The organism is Nocardioides sp. NPDC057577 (genome assembly GCF_042801335.1).
Classification (GTDB): Bacteria; Actinomycetota; Actinomycetes; order Propionibacteriales; family Nocardioidaceae; genus Nocardioides.
This window is the reverse complement of sequence record NZ_JBHVGB010000163.1, coordinates 1-14,383: the sequence shown is the minus strand read 5'-3', so window position 1 is coordinate 14,383 and position 14,383 is coordinate 1. Positions and strand designations below refer to the sequence as shown.

Here is a 14,383-nt window from a genome sequence, read left to right as displayed (position 1 = left end):
CAGTAGCAGAGACCCCGCAGGGCCGGCTCGTCACGACGATCCGGCCCTGCGGGCTTTTCGGTCAGGAGTCGGCGGGGGTCTCGCCGGTCACCACGAAGACGACCCGGTTGGCCACCGTGACGGCGTGGTCGGCGATGCGCTCGTAGTAGCGACCCAGGAGGGCCACGTCGACCGCGGGCTCGACGCCGTGGGTCCAGTCCTGGCCCAGCAGTTCGGCGAACGACTTGCGCCGCAGCAGGTCCATCTCGTCGTCGTCGGCGACCAGGTCCGCGGCAGCGGAGACATCTCGCGTGCGGAGGATCTCGCAGGTGCGCTCGACCATCTGCTGGGCGATCTCGGCCATCTTGGCGATGGTCGGCTGGGCCAGCTCGGGGACGGCCTTGTTCGGCGTACGCAGCCTGGCGATCTTGGCGACGTGGACGGAGAGGTCACCCATCCGCTCGAGGTCCGAGATCATCCGCAGCGCGGCGACGACGACGCGGAGATCGCCGGCGACCGGCGACTGCAGACCGAGCAGCTCGAGGGCGTTCTCCTCGATGCGCTCGCGGGCGTCGTCGATCTCGACGTCCTTGTCGATCACCTGCTCGGCGAGGTCGTTGCGGGCCTCGAGGAGAGCGGTGGTGGCGTCGCGTACGGCCACCGACACCAGCTCACAGACGTTGGTGAGATCGGTGAAGATGGCATCGAGGTCCTCATGGAAAGCAGCGCGCATGGGCCGATCCTAGACACACGAGATGTACTGATCTTCATCCCGAGTGAACCGACGGTGAACGTTCGGCGCGGAGGCGTCCAGAGGTGAAGTTTGGGTGTTTGATGGGCTTACCCTGATCGTGTGGACTCGACGACGCAGGCCTTTCTTGCTGCTCTCCTCGGCGCTGTCGTCGCCGGAGCGGCGGTGCTTGCGTGGGCGATGAGCGAGCGTTCGCGTCGCCGGATCCCGGAGGTCGAGCCGCCGAAGGTTCCCTCCGAGGTGGCCGCGGTCCTCTCGGTCCTGCGCAGCAGCGCGGTCGTCGTCGACGAGCACGACACGGTGCTCAAGGCCAGCGCTCCGGCGTACGCCCTGGGCCTGGTGCGCGGCACCTCGCTGGTCTCGCCGGAGCTCTCCGAGCTCGTCCACGGTGTGCGCCGTGACGGCCAGATCCGGGAGACCGAGCTGGTCATCTCGCGCGCCAACGGGGCCTCGCGGCACGTCACCGCCCGCGTCGCCCCGCTCGGCACGCGCCTGGCCCTCGCCCTGGTCGAGGACCGCACCCGCGAGCGCCGCGTGGAGGCCGTACGCCGCGACTTCGTCGCCAACGTCAGCCATGAGCTCAAGACGCCGGTCGGCGCGATCCGAGTGCTCGCCGATGCGGTCACCGAGGCCTCCGACGACCCCGAGGCCGTACGCCGCTTCTCCCACCGGATGATCACCGAGTCCGAGCGCCTGACCGAGCTCGTCCAGCAGATCATCGAGCTGTCCCGGCTGCAGGGCGACGAGCCCCTGGAGGCACCGGTCGCGGTCGACGTCGACAAGGTCATCGCGGCCGCCGTCGACAGCTCGACCGTCGACGCCAGCGCGAAGGGCATCAACGTGGTCAGCGCCGGCACCGCCGGGCTGCACGTCTTCGGCAACGACGAGCAGGTCTCGACCGCGGTCACCAACCTGGTCTCCAACGCGGTCGCCTACTCCGACCCGGGCTCGACCGTGACCGTCTCGACCCGCGCGACCGACGGCTCCGTCGAGATCTCCGTGGTCGACCAGGGCATCGGGATCCCGTCCACGGAGATCGACCGGATCTTCGAGCGCTTCTACCGCGTCGACCCGGCCCGCCACCGCTCCACCGGCGGCACCGGGCTCGGCCTGTCGATCGTCAAGCACGTCGCCGCCACGCATGGTGGCGAGGTCAAGGTCTGGTCGCAGGAGGGTCAGGGTTCCACCTTCACCCTCACCCTGCCCCAGCACCTACCAACTGCCGGGCAGTCCGGCACAAGCAAGGAGGAACGCCCGTGACCCGGGTACTCGTCGTCGAAGATGAAGCCAGCTACAGCGAGGCGCTGTCCTACGTGCTCCGCAAGGAGGGCTTCGAGGTCGCCGTCGCCGAGGACGGCACCGACGCCCTGAAGGAGTTCGACCGCAACGGGGCAGACATCGTGCTGCTCGACCTGATGCTTCCCGGCCTCTCCGGCACGGAGGTGTGCCGGCAGATCCGGGCCACCTCATCGGTCCCGGTCATCATGGTCACCGCCAAGGACGACGAGGTCGACAAGGTCGTCGGCCTCGAGCTCGGCGCCGACGACTACGTCACCAAGCCCTACTCCCCGCGCGAGCTCGTCGCCCGGATCCGCGCCGTGCTGCGACGCGGCACCGAGCCCGACGCAGCCCCAGCAACCCTCGAGGCCGGTCCGGTCCGGATGGACGTGGAGCGCCACGTCGTGACCGTCGACGGGTCCGAGCAGCGCTTGCCCCTCAAGGAGTTCGAGCTCCTCGAGATGTTCCTGCGCAACCCCGGCCGCGTCCTCACCCGCGGCCAGCTCATCGACCGCGTCTGGGGCTCCGACTACGTCGGCGACACCAAGACCCTGGACGTACACGTCAAGCGCCTGCGCGCCAAGCTCGAGCCGGACCCGTCCGAGCCGAAGTTCCTGGTCACCGTGCGCGGTCTGGGCTACAAGCTCGACCTCTGACGAGAGGTCACTCCGGTTGGCCGAGAGGTCACTACGGTGACTTCTCGGCCGCCGTAGTTGACGCTTCGTCGGGATCGAGAGGATTCGTACGTCCCGGGGTATCCGCTGTGGAGGGCCTCCGGTTCGTGCAGGATGGCTTGCCGTGCCTCATCCCCACGTCCGTCCCTCCACGATCCCGGTGGTCGGGATCGTCCCCCTGGCTGCCGTCGCCTGGTTGGTCGGCTTTCTTCCCGGGCTCTCGCCCGGTGCGATGCCGTTCGACCACAACGACATGGGTGGGCTGGCAGCGATGGCGATCGCCGCCGGCACTGTCGGTGGCGCTACCGCATGGATCCGGCGCGACGTCCCTGCTGCCGCGCTGGCTGCAGCTACCGGAGGTGTCGTTGCCGCCAGCCTTCCGAGCATCTACCTTCTCGGCAAGGTTGCGGTCGAGCACGAGCTGGTGATCCTGGCGCTCCAGCTCTTCACCGTGCTCGTGGTGACAGTCTCACTTGCTCTCGGCCTCACGGCTGGTCTCGGGCCGGTGTGGCTGCGCAGCGTTGCCCTCGCGCCGCTTGCAGGCGCTGCGTACAACTGGCTCAGCCAGACGCCGCTGGCCACGATGCCGCCGGCCGGATGGTGGCAGTGGCTGCTGGTGCCGATACTGACGGGCATCCTCGTCGCAAGCGTCGGCCCTGGACGACGAGGGCTGATCGGCGTACTCACCTGGCCAGTCGCGATCGGTCTGGTCTGGCTGGTTCAGTCAGCCGTCGTCGGTATGGTCGCGATCGGAGCGATGCTCCGACCTGGGACCGTCATCGCCGCTCATCCCGACCTCGTGCTGACGGGTTTCCTCACCTACACCTCCGAGGTCTTCACAACGCCGGCCGCGCACCAGCCGAAGCTTCTCGCTTTGTCGGTGGTGGTCGCCCTCGTGATCGTCGGAGTGCGGGGCGCCCGGGCTGGCGAGAGGAACGATCCGCAGGCTTCACCAGCGACCACAGCAACACAGACTCCCGAGAACTCGATCGAGCTCCAGAAGCCGAGCACGTCGATCGCTGTAGAGATCCTGCTGACCTGCGCCTCGGTCGCGCTCATCATGGCCGCCGCGTTCAACGTGTTCCAGGCGTACTTCTGCCTCGCCGACGGGCTTTGCCGCCCCGCCCCCGCCGAGAACGTCGTCGCCTATCGGGCATTGGTCGGCCTCATGCTGATCTGCACGATCGCTGCGGTCACGCTCGCACTCAGGCGCCGCTCGGTGAGCGGGGTCATCTGGCACTTCATCGTGGCAGCCGTGGCGGCGGTTTCCGCGGTCGTCTTCGCCGTGCCCACGATCGACTGGGATCGACCACCACCTGACGCATACGCGCCCGACCCCAGCCACCCAGGCGCCCCGGCCTGCTACTCCGGCGGGGACAGCGACGAGTGCCCGGGCGGCTGATCAGGTCGGCCGGGGTCTGCACCGGGTTGTTCACCGAGGTACCTCGGTGAACATGCACCTCCATCGTGGAACTCCGCGAAGTCAGTGCGCCTCTGCCGAGTTACCTCGGTGAACATTCACGGTGCCCCGTGGCATGACGAGGGACATCAGCGCGGCGGCGGCGCACAGGGCGCCGGCGGCGTACCAGACCAGGTCGTAGGACCCGGTGGTGTCGCGTACGACGCCGCCGACCCAGGCGACCAGGCCGGCTCCGACCTGGTGGGAGGCGAGGACCCAGCCGAAGACGATCGGGGCGTCCTCGGGCCAGACCTCACGGCACAGGGCGAGCGTCGGGGGCACGGTGGCGACCCAGTCGAGGCCGTAGAAGACGATGAAGAACACCATCGGCAGGTGCACCTCGGACGAGAGCAGCATGGGCAGAAAGATCAGCGAGATCCCGCGCAGCGAGTAGTAGACGCCGAGCAGCACGACCGGGTTGAAGCGGTCGGTGAGCCAGCCGGAGAAGATCGTGCCGGCGACATCGAAGATCCCGATCACGGCGAGCAGCGAGGCGGCCGCGACCGTGGCCATCCCGTGGTCGTGCGCCGCGGGCACGAAATGGGTCCTGATCAGGCCGTTCGTGGTGATCCCGCAGATCGCGAAGGCACCGGCAAGGAGCCAGAAGGCCTTGGTACGCATCGCCATCCCGAGCACTCGCACGGTCCGGAGCGCGGCGCCGGTCGCGGGCGCGGGCCGCGGCACGATCTGCGAGGCGCCGTAGGGCGCCAGGCCGATGTCCGCCGGGTAGTCGCGGAGCAGCAGGAGCACGAACGGGATCACCGCGGCGGCGACCAGAGCGATGGTGACCGAGGCCGCCCGCCAGCCGAGCTCCCCGATCAGGATCGCCAGGACCGGCAGGAAGATCAGCTGTCCCGAGGCGCCGCCGGCGGTCAGCAGACCGCTGACCAGGCCCTGCCGCTTGTCGAACCAGCGGGTGGTGATCGTCGCGCCGAAGGCGAGCGCCATGCAGCCGCTGCCACCGCCGACCAGGACGCCCCAGCCGAGGACGAACTGCCACGACTGGCTCATCCAGACGGTGCCGAGCGAGCCGAGGGTGATCATGGTGAGCGCGACGGCGACCACTGGGCGGATCCCGAAGCGGTCCATCAGAGCGGCGGCGAACGGGGCGGTCAGACCGTAGAGCGCGAGCTGCAGCGTGATCCCGACGCCGATCGTGCCGCGCGACCAGCCGAACTCCTCGTGCAGCGGGCCGACCAAGAGACCAGGTGCGGCGGTGAAGGCCGCGGCTCCGACGATGGTCACGAACGCGACGGCGGCCACCCACCAGGCGGGATGGATGCGGGGGCGGCGCGCGGAGGTGCGGCCGGCAGGCGGCGGGGTCGTCGTCTGGGTCATGGGAGCAATCCTTTCGCGTGCGCGCACCTGCCGAACAGTGGCCTGATTGACATCTATCGGTAAGATCCAGCCATGGGCGATGTTCGGGTGACTTCTCCGCATCGGGTCGCGGTGCTGATCCAGGACGGGTTCATCCCGTTCGAGATCGGCATCCCGCACCGGATCTTCGGCAAGGCTCGCGACAGCGAGGACCGACTGCTCTACGAGGTCCTGACCTGCACCACCGGTGACGCCGGGCCGGTGCGGTCCGACTCGGACATCGTCGTCCTCGCGTCGCACGGCCCCGAGCTGCTGGCGACCGCGGACACAGTCGTCATCCCCAAGTTCGGCCGCGACTACCCGACGGCGGACGGGCCCATGGACGGAGTACTGTCGGCGCCTCTGAAGGAAGCACTCGACATGATCCGGCCCGGCACCCGGATCATGTCGATCTGCACCGGCGCCTTCGCTCTCGCCGCGGCCGGCCTTCTCGACGGCCGACCGGCGACCACCCACTGGGCGCACACCGACGACTTCCGGGCCCTGTTTCCGCAGGTCAAGCTGGACCCTGACGTACTCTTCGTCGACGACGGCGACATCCTCACCTCCGCCGGCGTGGCCTCCGGACTGGACCTCTGCCTGCATGTCGTACGCCGCGACCACGGCGCCGCGGTGGCCAACCGCGTCGCCCGGGTGACGGTCGTACCTCCCCACCGCGACGGCGGGCAGGCGCAGTTCATCCGGCACCACGCACCTGCCCCCGGCGACACCGGCATCTCGGCGGCGACCGCCTGGGCCCTCGCCCATCTCGACCAGCCCCTCAGCCTGGAGGCGATGGCGGCCCAGGTCTCGATGTCCGTACGCACCTTCACCCGGCGGTTCCGCGACGAGACCGGCGACTCCCCCGGCCGCTGGCTGCAGCGCCAGCGGATCGAGCTCGCCCGCACCCTCCTCGAGACCACCGACCTGAGCATGGAGCAGATCGCCACCCGCTGCGGCCTCAACACCGCCCAGTCCCTCCGCCTCCACTTCCACGCCGCCCTCGGCATCACCCCCACCGCGTACCGTCGCACCTTCCGCGGCTGACCACCCCGGCCGACGCGTCACTCCGGACGGCCGAGTGGGCAGCCGCGTGACGCTTCGGCCGACGCCAGCGACCTCTCGGCCGACGGGGGCGACGTCTCGGCAGGATCGAGATGGCGGGATGTCGAAGATCGTTGGCCGATATCCGCTCGCTCCTAGACGTACGGGTCTTTAGCCTTTTACCGTGACGACGACGATCGACCCCGCACCCGCAACCACGACACCGCTCTGGAAGCCACTCGTGGCTTGCGGGATCACGCTGGTCCTGTGGGCATCGGCGTTCGTGGGGATCCGCCACCTGGGCGACACCGTCCCTCCGGGAAGCCTGTCGCTGGGCCGGCTGATCGTGATGGTGGCGGCGCTCGGCGCTTACCTCGCGCTGAAGGGCGGGTTCCGGCTGCCGTCCAGGCGCGAGTGGCCGCTGATCGCGCTGGGCGGCGCTTCGTGGCTGGGGATCTACAACCTCGCGCTCAACGAGTCGGAGCGACGCATCGACGCCGCCACCGCGGCACTGATCGTGCAGGTCGGACCGATCGTGGTGGCGCTGCTGGCCGGCCTCGTGCTCAAGGAGACGATCCACCGGTGGATCCTGATCGGCACCGGTGTCGGCTTTGCCGGGGTCGTCGTCATCGGGCGCGCCTCGGCCAACGGTGACACCGGCGACTGGATCGGCGTCGCCCTCTCGGTCGTCGCGGCGCTCACCTTCGCGGTCGGCGTCCTCACCCAGAAGAAGCTGCTGCCGACGATGGGCGCGCTCCTGCTGACGTTCTGGTACGCCGTCGCCGGCCTCGTCATCTGCCTGCCGTGGTCGTTCGAGCTGGCCACCACGATCCCCGACATCAGCGTCGGCAACATCAGCTGGATCGTCTACCTCGGCCTCTTCCCGAGCGCCCTGGCCTTCGTGACCTGGGCTTACGCCCTCTCCCACTCCGATGCCGGCAAGTTCGCGCAGTCGACGTTCCTGGTGCCGTTCATCACCGCGCTGATGGCGTGGCTGGTGCTCGACGAGGTGCCGCCGGCGCTTGCCTTCATCGGTGGCGCGATGTGCATCGCGGGTGTGCTGATCACCCGCCGCCAGCCGCGCTAGTCCTGAGGCGCGTCGTCCTCACGCTCGAGCCAGCCGCGGAACGCCTCGAGGTTGGCAGTCGACTCACCACGCAGCTTGCGCCACTCCCACTCCTTGCGGATCGAGGAGGCGAAGCCGAGCTCGAGGATGGTGTTGAAGGACTCGTCCGCGTACGTCAGGACGGAGCCGAGCAGCCGGTCGAGCTCGTCGGGGTCGACCATGGCCAGCGGAAGCCGGCCGTCGAGGTAGATGTCGCCGAGCCGGTCGAGTCCGAACGCGACCCCGTAGAGCCGCAGGTTGCGCTCGAGCAGCCAGCGGTAGACGGTCTCGAAGTTCTCGTCGGGCCGGCGGCAGACGAAGGCGTGCACGCCCAACGCATGCTGTCCCAGGTCGAGCCGGACCGGCGTCTGCAGCTTGCGCTCGCCCGGGAGCGCGAACGAGAAGATCAGGCCGCCCGATGGCTGCGACGTCTCGTCCCAGGTCAGGTCGTTGGACTTCAGCCAGCCGCGTACGACCTCTTCCAGATCCGCTCGCGAATCACCCGTCATGCCGTCAGCTCCTCACGCATCGACATCTTGGCCTCTTCATAGACCTCGAGCGTATTGCGTGCGGTGAGATCCCAGGAGAAGTCCTGGGCGTGTTCGCGGGCGCCGTCGGCCAGCGCCGACCAGCGCGAGTGGGACGAGACGGCGTTGGTGAGCGCGTCGGCCCACTGCGCCGGGTCGTGCCCATCGACCAGGAGACCGCTGCGGCCGTGGCGCACCGCCGTGGTCAGACCGCCGACCGCGGCCGCGACCACGGGCGTGCCGCAGGCCTGGGCCTCGACGGCGACCAGTCCGAACGACTCGTTGTAGGAGGGGACGGCGACGACGGAGGCGGCCGAGTACCAGAGCGCGAGCTCGTCCTGACGCACCGGCGGGACGAACCGGACCACGTCGGATATCCCCAGCTCAGCAGCCAGATCGGCCAGCCCGGTCGGGTGCTCGAGACCGGAGCCGGAGGGACCGCCGACGATCGGGACGACGAGGTTGCGGCGCAGCGACGGGTCGCGGGCGAGCATGACCGCGGCCGCCCGCAACAGCACATCCGGAGCCTTGAGCGGCTGGATGCGACCGGCGAAGAGGAGCACATGAGCCCGGGCGGGGAGCCCGAGCGCGGCACGCGCCGCGGCCCGCCCGCGCGGACGGAAGACCCGCAGGTCGACCCCGGGATGCACGACGGCGACACGGCCCGGATCCGCGTCGTACATGTTGATCAGCTGCTTGGCCTCGAGGTCGGTGTTGGCGATCAGCATGTCGGAGGCCTCGACGACCTGCTCCTCGCCGATCACGCGAGCCTCCGGCTCGGGACAGTCGCCCTCGGCGAGCGCCTCGTTCTTGACCTTGGCCATGGTGTGCATCGAGTGCACCAGCGGCACACCCCAGCGGTCGCGGGAGAGCGCCCCGACCTGGCCGGAGAGCCAGTAGTGGGAGTGCACGGCGTCGAAGTAGCCCGGCGGGTTGGACGCCTCCGCGCGGAGCACCTCACGCGCGAACGTGCACAGCTGCCCGGGCAGGTCACCCTTGGCCAGCCCCTCGAACGGACCGGCATGGACGTGGTGGACCGCCACCCCGTCGTACGCCTCCACGACCTGCGGCAGGCGCGACGAGGTCGCGCGCGTGAAGATGTCGACCGCGATGCCCTGGGTGGCCAGCCGCCGCGAGAGCTCGAGCACGTAGACGTTCATGCCGCCGGCGTCACCGGTGCCGGGCTGGTCGAGCGGAGAGGTGTGCAGACTGACCATCGCTACGCGGTGGATCATTCCTGCCCCTTTGTGTGTACGCCTGTGGTCCCGTCTCTCAACACGCGGACCTCGTCGATCATTCCCGGCCGCGCGAACCCGCGTGAAACGTCTTCGATCGTGGGACCCGGTGAGCAAAGTCGAGCGAGCGACGAGAGAATGGCTCCATGTCGTCCAAGAATGCTGTCGTCACCGGCGCCTCGAGCGGGATCGGCGCCGCCACCGCCCGCCAGCTCGCCAAGGAGGGCTACCACGTCTTCCTCGCCGCTCGCCGCGCCGACCGGATCGAGGCGCTGGCCGAGGAGATCGGCGGCACCGCGATCGCGACCGACGTCACCTCCGACGACTCCGTCGCCGCTCTCGTCGAGGCGGTCGGGGACCGTCTCGACCTGCTGGTCAACAACGCCGGCGGCGCCTTCGGCGTGGACCAGGTGGCCGAGGCCGACCTGACCAAGTGGCAGGCGATGTTCGAGGTCAACGTGATCGGCCTGACCCGGGTGACCAAGGCGCTGCTCCCGGCGCTGATCGCCTCGGGAGCAGGCGCGGTCATCAACGTCGGCTCGATCGCCGGCCGGCGTGCCTACGAGGGCGGCGCGGGCTACAACGCGGCCAAGTTCGGCACCCGTGCGGTCACCGAGGCGCTGCGCCTGGAGATCGTCGACAAGCCGGTGCGGATCATGGAGATCGCACCGGGCATGGTCCAGACCGAGGAGTTCTCGCTCGTGCGCCTCGGCGGCGACCAGGCAGCGGCCGACAAGGTCTACCACGGCGTCGCGGACCCGCTGATCGCCGAGGACGTCGCCGACGCGATCGTCTGGATGGCCACCCGCCCGGCTCACGTCAACATCGACGAGCTGGTGATCAAGCCGCGCGCCCAGGCCGCCCCGCACAAGGTGCACCGCGAGAGCTGACCGCTATCTGCGCTGGTCAGGGGCGCCGAGGATTCCGTACGCAGCCTCCGACGGTGTCACACTCGATGACGTGCAGACGATCGGACTCATCGGCGGCATGAGCTGGGAAAGCACCGCCGCTTACTACGAGGGACTCAACAAGGGTGTCCAGGAGCGGCTCGGCGGTCTCCACTCCGCCAAGATCGTGCTGGCCTCCGTCGACCTGGCCGAGCTGACGGCCCTTCAGGAGAAGGAGTCCTGGGACCAGGTCGCCGAGATCCTGACCGCCGCGGCCCGCAGCGTGGTGGCCGGCGGTGCCGACTTCATCCTGCTGTGCACCACCACCTTCCACAAGGTCTACGACGAGGTGGCGGCCGCCGTCGACGTACCCGTGCTGCACCTGGCCGACGAGCTCGCCGCGAAGGCCAAGGAGCTCGGCATCACCAAGGCCGGGTTCCTCGCCTCCCGCTACACCGTGGAGAACGACTTCTTCGCCCAGCGCATCTCCGACCACGGCGTCGACGTGAACCTGCCCGACACCCTGCACGTGGAGATGCTCGACTCGATCCTCTACGAGGAGCTCATCCATCGGAACGTGGTGGCGGGCTCCCGCAAGCGGGTCCTCGAGGTCGTCCACGAGCTGTGGGACGCAGGCTCCGACGGTGTGATCCTCGGCGCCTCCGAGCTCAGCCTCCTGGTGCGGCCCAGCGATGTCGACGTACCCATCCTCGACGCGATCACCGTGCACGTCGAGGCCGCGCTCGACCGCGCCCTCTCCTGAGGGTCAGCTCTCCAGCAGCTCGTTGGCGACGGCGCGCAGCTCAGCGCTCATGTCGCCCTCGTGCACGACGACGGTCCGGCCGTCGACCTCGAACTCGTAGATGTAGCGGTCGGCCCCCTTCGGCTTCGAAGGAGCGGCGCCGCCGGCGACCAGGTTGCGCACGGTGGCCACCTGCGCGGCCGAGGGCGCGAGCTCGGCCGACCCCTCCTTGGTACGTCCCAGGAAACCGCCGCTGCGGCGGACCTTCACCAGCGTCGGCGCCTCACCGTCGGGCGCGGGGGTGCCTGACGCCGGGGTGACCCCGACCTCGGACCAGGCAGTGGTGACCGCCTCGGCCTGGTCGCCGGCCTCGGCGATGGTGGCCGCGGCGAACCCGGCGAAGTCGGTGTCGGTGGTGACGGCGCCGTTGGTCAGCGCCGCGTACCAGATCTTGCCGGCGCCCTCCCACGAGCTGCCGCCGATCGCCTTGGCGGCGAGGGCGAAGGCTCGGTTGGGGATGCCGGAGTTGATGTGGACGCCGCCGTTGTCGTCGGCGCCGTCGTAGATGTCGTCCATGTGGGCCGGCTGCGGGTCCTTGCCCAGGGTGGGGTCGTCGTAGGCGGTCCCGGGCTCGAGCATGTGCCGCAGCCCGACCCCCTGGACCGACTCGGTGAACAGGCCTGCGCCGATGATCCAGTCGGCCTCCTCGGCGCTCTGGCCGAGCAGGCGCTGCTTGAGGCAGGAGCCGAACACGTCCGACATCGACTCGTTGAGCGCGCCGGGCTGGCCCTGGTAGACGAGTCCGGCGGTGTGCTCGGTGACCGCGTGGGAGAGCTCGTGACCGATCACGTCGACGGCCTTGGTGAACCGCTGGAAGATCTCGCCGTCACCGTCACCGAAGACCAGCTGGGTGCCGTCCCAGAAGGCGTTGGCGTAGTCGCGGTCGTAGTGGACGGTCATCACGACCTCGATGCCCCGGCCGTCGTAGGAGTCGCGGCCGTAGACCTCCTCTAAGAGCGCCAGCGAGCCGGTGATGCCGGCCGCGGCCTCGTCGACGCTCTCGTCGCCCGATTCCGGGTCGCCCGCGGCGCGGACCTTCTCCCCGGGCAGGTCGGTGCCGTTGTTCGCGGTGTAGACCGTCCAGTCCCCGGCCTCGGCGGCGGTCGCGCCGGCTTCCGGAGCGGGGCCTTGGGCGAGAACCCTGGTCAGGTGCTCGGTCCGAGCGGCTCGAAATGCGTTGTCCTGGTCGAGGCGGCCGGCGTTGAGCCGCTGCATGAGATATGGAGGCACGATCTGGCAGACGTGTTTCCGAGAAGTCATGGCCCTCAGCCAACCGTCATCTCCGGATGCGGGTCAAGGAGGTCACGGCGGATAAGATCAGATGTCCCGTCCCGCGCCAGAAATCGAGCCGCTTCGCACATGTCCGAGATCCTCAAGGCCAATCTCCGCAACGTCGCCATCGTTGCGCACGTCGACCACGGCAAGACCACGCTGGTCGACGCCATGCTCAAGCAGGCCGGTGCTTTCTCCGAGCACGCCATGGAATCGGTCGAGGACCGCGTCATGGACTCCGGTGACCTGGAGCGCGAGAAGGGCATCACCATCCTCGCGAAGAACACCGCCATCCACTACAACGGGCCGAGCGCGCCCGAGGGGATGACGATCAACATCATCGACACCCCCGGCCACGCCGACTTCGGTGGTGAGGTCGAGCGCGGCCTGTCGATGGTCGACGGGATCGTGCTCCTGGTGGACGCGAGCGAAGGGCCCCTCCCCCAGACCCGCTTCGTGCTGCGCAAGGCGCTCAACGCCGACATGCCGGTCGTGCTGGTGGTCAACAAGGTCGACCGCCCCGACGCCCGCATCGAGGAGGTCGTCGACGAGACGTACGAGCTCTTCATGGACCTGCTCGACGACTCCCACAGCCAGGACGCCCTCGACTTCCCGGTGATCTACGCCTCCGGCAAGGCCGGCGTGGCGAGCCTGGAGCAGCCGGAGAACGGCACCCTGCCCGACTCCAAGGACCTCGAGCCGCTCTTCTCCACGATCATGGAGACCATCCCGGCCCCGACCTACGAGGCCGGCGCGCCGCTGCAGGCTCACGTCACCAACCTCGACGCCTCCCCGTTCCTGGGCCGCCTCGCGCTGGTCCGCATCCACCAGGGCACCCTGAAGAAGGGCCAGAACGTCGCCTGGATGCAGCGCAACGGCGAGACGAAGAACGTACGCATCACCGAGCTCCTCATCACCGAGGGACTCGAGCGCAAGCCCGGCGAGCAGGCCGGCCCCGGCGACATCGTCGCCGTCGCGGGCATCCCCGAGATCACCATCGGCGAGACCCTCGCCGACCCGGAGAACCCGGTCGCGCTGCCGCTGATCCACGTGGACGAGCCCGCCATCTCGATGACGATCGGCACCAACACCTCGCCGCTGGTCGGCAAGGTCAAGGGCGGCAAGGTGACCGCGCGCCTGGTCAAGGACCGCCTCGACTCCGAGCTCGTCGGCAACGTCTCGCTGAGGATCCTCAACACCGAGCGTCCCGACGCCTGGGAGGTCCAGGGCCGCGGCGAGCTGGCGCTGGCGATCCTGGTCGAGCAGATGCGTCGCGAGGGCTACGAGCTGACCGTCGGCAAGCCGCAGGTGGTCACCCGCGAGATCGACGGCAAGCTCCACGAGCCGTTCGAGCGCCTCACCATCGACGCCCCGGAGGAGTTCCTCGGCACGATCACCGAGCTGCTCGCCAACCGCAAGGGCCGCATGGAAGGCATGACCAACCACGGCACCGGCTGGGTGCGCATGGAGTTCATCGTGCCGGCGCGCGGCCTGATCGGCTTCCGCACCGAGTTCCTCACCGAGACCCGCGGCACCGGCATCGCCCACCACATCTCCGAGGGCTATGACCGCTGGGCCGGGGAGATCCGCTCGCGCAACAACGGCTCGCTGGTCGCCGACCGGGCCGGCGCGGCCACGGCTTACGCGATGACCTCGCTCCAGGAGCGCGGTGTCATGTTCGTCGAGCCGACCACCGAGGTCTACGAGGGCATGATCGTCGGCGAGAACTCCCGCCAGGACGACATGGACGTCAACATCACCAAGGAGAAGCAGCAGACCAACGTCCGCTCCGCCACCTCCGACAACTTCGAGAAGCTGATCCCGCCGAAGAAGCTCTCCCTCGAGCAGTGCCTGGAGTTCTGCCGCGAGGACGAGTGCGTCGAGGTCACCCCCGAGCAGGTCCGGATCCGCAAGGTCATCCTCGACCAGAACGACCGCGCCAAGATCGCGAGCCGGGCGCGCAAGGCCAACAAGTCCTGACCGGCTTCTCCTGACGGCCGCCGACCCCTGGGGT

Annotated in this window: 13 protein-coding genes; 8 read left to right on the top strand and 5 right to left on the bottom strand. The window is 69.3% G+C overall.

Annotation, left to right across the window (positions count from 1 at the left end; genetic code table 11):
• Positions 1-61 precede the first annotated feature (61 nt).
• Positions 62-712, bottom strand: a complete 651-nt coding sequence (phoU, locus tag ACFU7D_RS23995) for a phosphate signaling complex protein PhoU (RefSeq protein ID WP_378729433.1) — start codon at positions 710-712, stop codon at positions 62-64.
• Positions 713-832: 120 nt separating this feature from the next.
• Here phoU and ACFU7D_RS23990 point away from each other — a divergent pair, with 120 nt between their 5' ends.
• The 3 genes from ACFU7D_RS23990 (at position 833) to ACFU7D_RS23980 (ending at position 4,084) form a co-directional block, all read left to right on the top strand.
• Positions 833-1,990 (top strand): sensor histidine kinase, encoded by a 1,158-nt coding sequence (locus ACFU7D_RS23990; protein WP_378729432.1) that lies wholly within the window; start codon positions 833-835, stop codon positions 1,988-1,990.
• Entirely contained in the window at positions 1,987-2,664 is a 678-nt protein-coding gene (locus ACFU7D_RS23985) for a response regulator (RefSeq protein ID WP_378729431.1), read from the top strand. Before ACFU7D_RS23990 ends, ACFU7D_RS23985 begins: the two co-directional genes overlap by 4 nt.
• A gap of 142 nt (positions 2,665-2,806) precedes the next feature.
• Positions 2,807-4,084 (top strand): DUF6234 family protein, encoded by a 1,278-nt coding sequence (locus ACFU7D_RS23980; protein ID WP_378872005.1) that lies wholly within the window; start codon positions 2,807-2,809, stop codon positions 4,082-4,084.
• An 81-nt stretch (positions 4,085-4,165) separates the two neighbouring features.
• Here ACFU7D_RS23980 and ACFU7D_RS23975 read toward each other — a convergent pair whose 3' ends face one another.
• On the bottom strand, positions 4,166-5,479 hold the full coding sequence (locus ACFU7D_RS23975) for an MFS transporter (protein WP_378872002.1): 1,314 nt from the start codon (positions 5,477-5,479) through the stop codon (positions 4,166-4,168).
• 72 nt (positions 5,480-5,551) lie between these two features.
• Between ACFU7D_RS23975 and ACFU7D_RS23970 the strand changes: the two genes are divergently transcribed.
• A complete protein-coding gene (locus ACFU7D_RS23970) occupies positions 5,552-6,544 on the top strand; it encodes a GlxA family transcriptional regulator (RefSeq protein ID WP_378871999.1) in 993 nt (330 codons plus the stop codon).
• A gap of 181 nt (positions 6,545-6,725) precedes the next feature.
• Complete coding sequence (locus tag ACFU7D_RS23965; protein ID WP_378871996.1) at positions 6,726-7,628, top strand: DMT family transporter; 903 nt, start codon at positions 6,726-6,728, stop codon at positions 7,626-7,628.
• Here ACFU7D_RS23965 and ACFU7D_RS23960 read toward each other — a convergent pair.
• Positions 7,625-8,155: a YbjN domain-containing protein gene (locus tag ACFU7D_RS23960; RefSeq protein WP_378871993.1), complete on the bottom strand. Its 531-nt coding sequence runs from the start codon at positions 8,153-8,155 to the stop codon at positions 7,625-7,627. The two genes, ACFU7D_RS23965 and ACFU7D_RS23960, sit on opposite strands and share 4 nt — an antisense overlap.
• The gene (gene mshA, locus ACFU7D_RS23955; RefSeq protein ID WP_378871991.1) at positions 8,152-9,408 is read right to left on the bottom strand and encodes a D-inositol-3-phosphate glycosyltransferase; all 1,257 of its coding nucleotides are present in this window, start codon (positions 9,406-9,408) and stop codon (positions 8,152-8,154) included. Before mshA ends, ACFU7D_RS23960 begins: the two co-directional genes overlap by 4 nt.
• 146 nt (positions 9,409-9,554) lie before the next feature.
• Here mshA and ACFU7D_RS23950 point away from each other — a divergent pair, with 146 nt between their 5' ends.
• Complete coding sequence (locus ACFU7D_RS23950; protein WP_378729424.1) at positions 9,555-10,298, top strand: SDR family NAD(P)-dependent oxidoreductase; 744 nt, start codon at positions 9,555-9,557, stop codon at positions 10,296-10,298.
• Between the two features lie 70 nt (positions 10,299-10,368).
• Positions 10,369-11,058: an aspartate/glutamate racemase family protein gene (locus ACFU7D_RS23945; protein WP_378871989.1), complete on the top strand. Its 690-nt coding sequence runs from the start codon at positions 10,369-10,371 to the stop codon at positions 11,056-11,058.
• A 3-nt stretch (positions 11,059-11,061) separates the two neighbouring features.
• On the opposite strand, the gene ACFU7D_RS23940 is transcribed toward ACFU7D_RS23945, so the two are convergent.
• Entirely contained in the window at positions 11,062-12,357 is a 1,296-nt protein-coding gene (locus tag ACFU7D_RS23940) for a M4 family metallopeptidase (RefSeq protein WP_378871986.1), read from the bottom strand.
• A 99-nt stretch (positions 12,358-12,456) separates the two neighbouring features.
• On the opposite strand from ACFU7D_RS23940, the gene typA reads away from it, so the two are divergent.
• A complete protein-coding gene (typA, locus tag ACFU7D_RS23935; protein ID WP_378729421.1) occupies positions 12,457-14,349 on the top strand; it encodes a translational GTPase TypA in 1,893 nt (630 codons plus the stop codon).
• Positions 14,350-14,383: the final 34 nt, after the last annotated feature.

Excerpts from the sequence above, each read along its gene's own strand:
- ACFU7D_RS23960 (WP_378871993.1), bottom strand. The coding sequence starts at position 8,155 with ATGACGGGTGATTCGCGAGCGGATCTGGAAGAGGTCGTACGCGGCTGG.
- ACFU7D_RS23975 (WP_378872002.1), bottom strand. The coding sequence starts at position 5,479 with ATGACCCAGACGACGACCCCGCCGCCTGCCGGCCGCACCTCCGCGCGC.
- ACFU7D_RS23940 (WP_378871986.1), bottom strand. The coding sequence starts at position 12,357 with ATGACTTCTCGGAAACACGTCTGCCAGATCGTGCCTCCATATCTCATG.
- mshA (WP_378871991.1), bottom strand. The coding sequence starts at position 9,408 with ATGATCCACCGCGTAGCGATGGTCAGTCTGCACACCTCTCCGCTCGAC.
- typA (WP_378729421.1), top strand. The coding sequence starts at position 12,457 with ATGTCCGAGATCCTCAAGGCCAATCTCCGCAACGTCGCCATCGTTGCG.
- ACFU7D_RS23970 (WP_378871999.1), top strand. The coding sequence starts at position 5,552 with ATGGGCGATGTTCGGGTGACTTCTCCGCATCGGGTCGCGGTGCTGATC.
- phoU (WP_378729433.1), bottom strand. The coding sequence starts at position 712 with ATGCGCGCTGCTTTCCATGAGGACCTCGATGCCATCTTCACCGATCTC.
- ACFU7D_RS23950 (WP_378729424.1), top strand. The coding sequence starts at position 9,555 with ATGTCGTCCAAGAATGCTGTCGTCACCGGCGCCTCGAGCGGGATCGGC.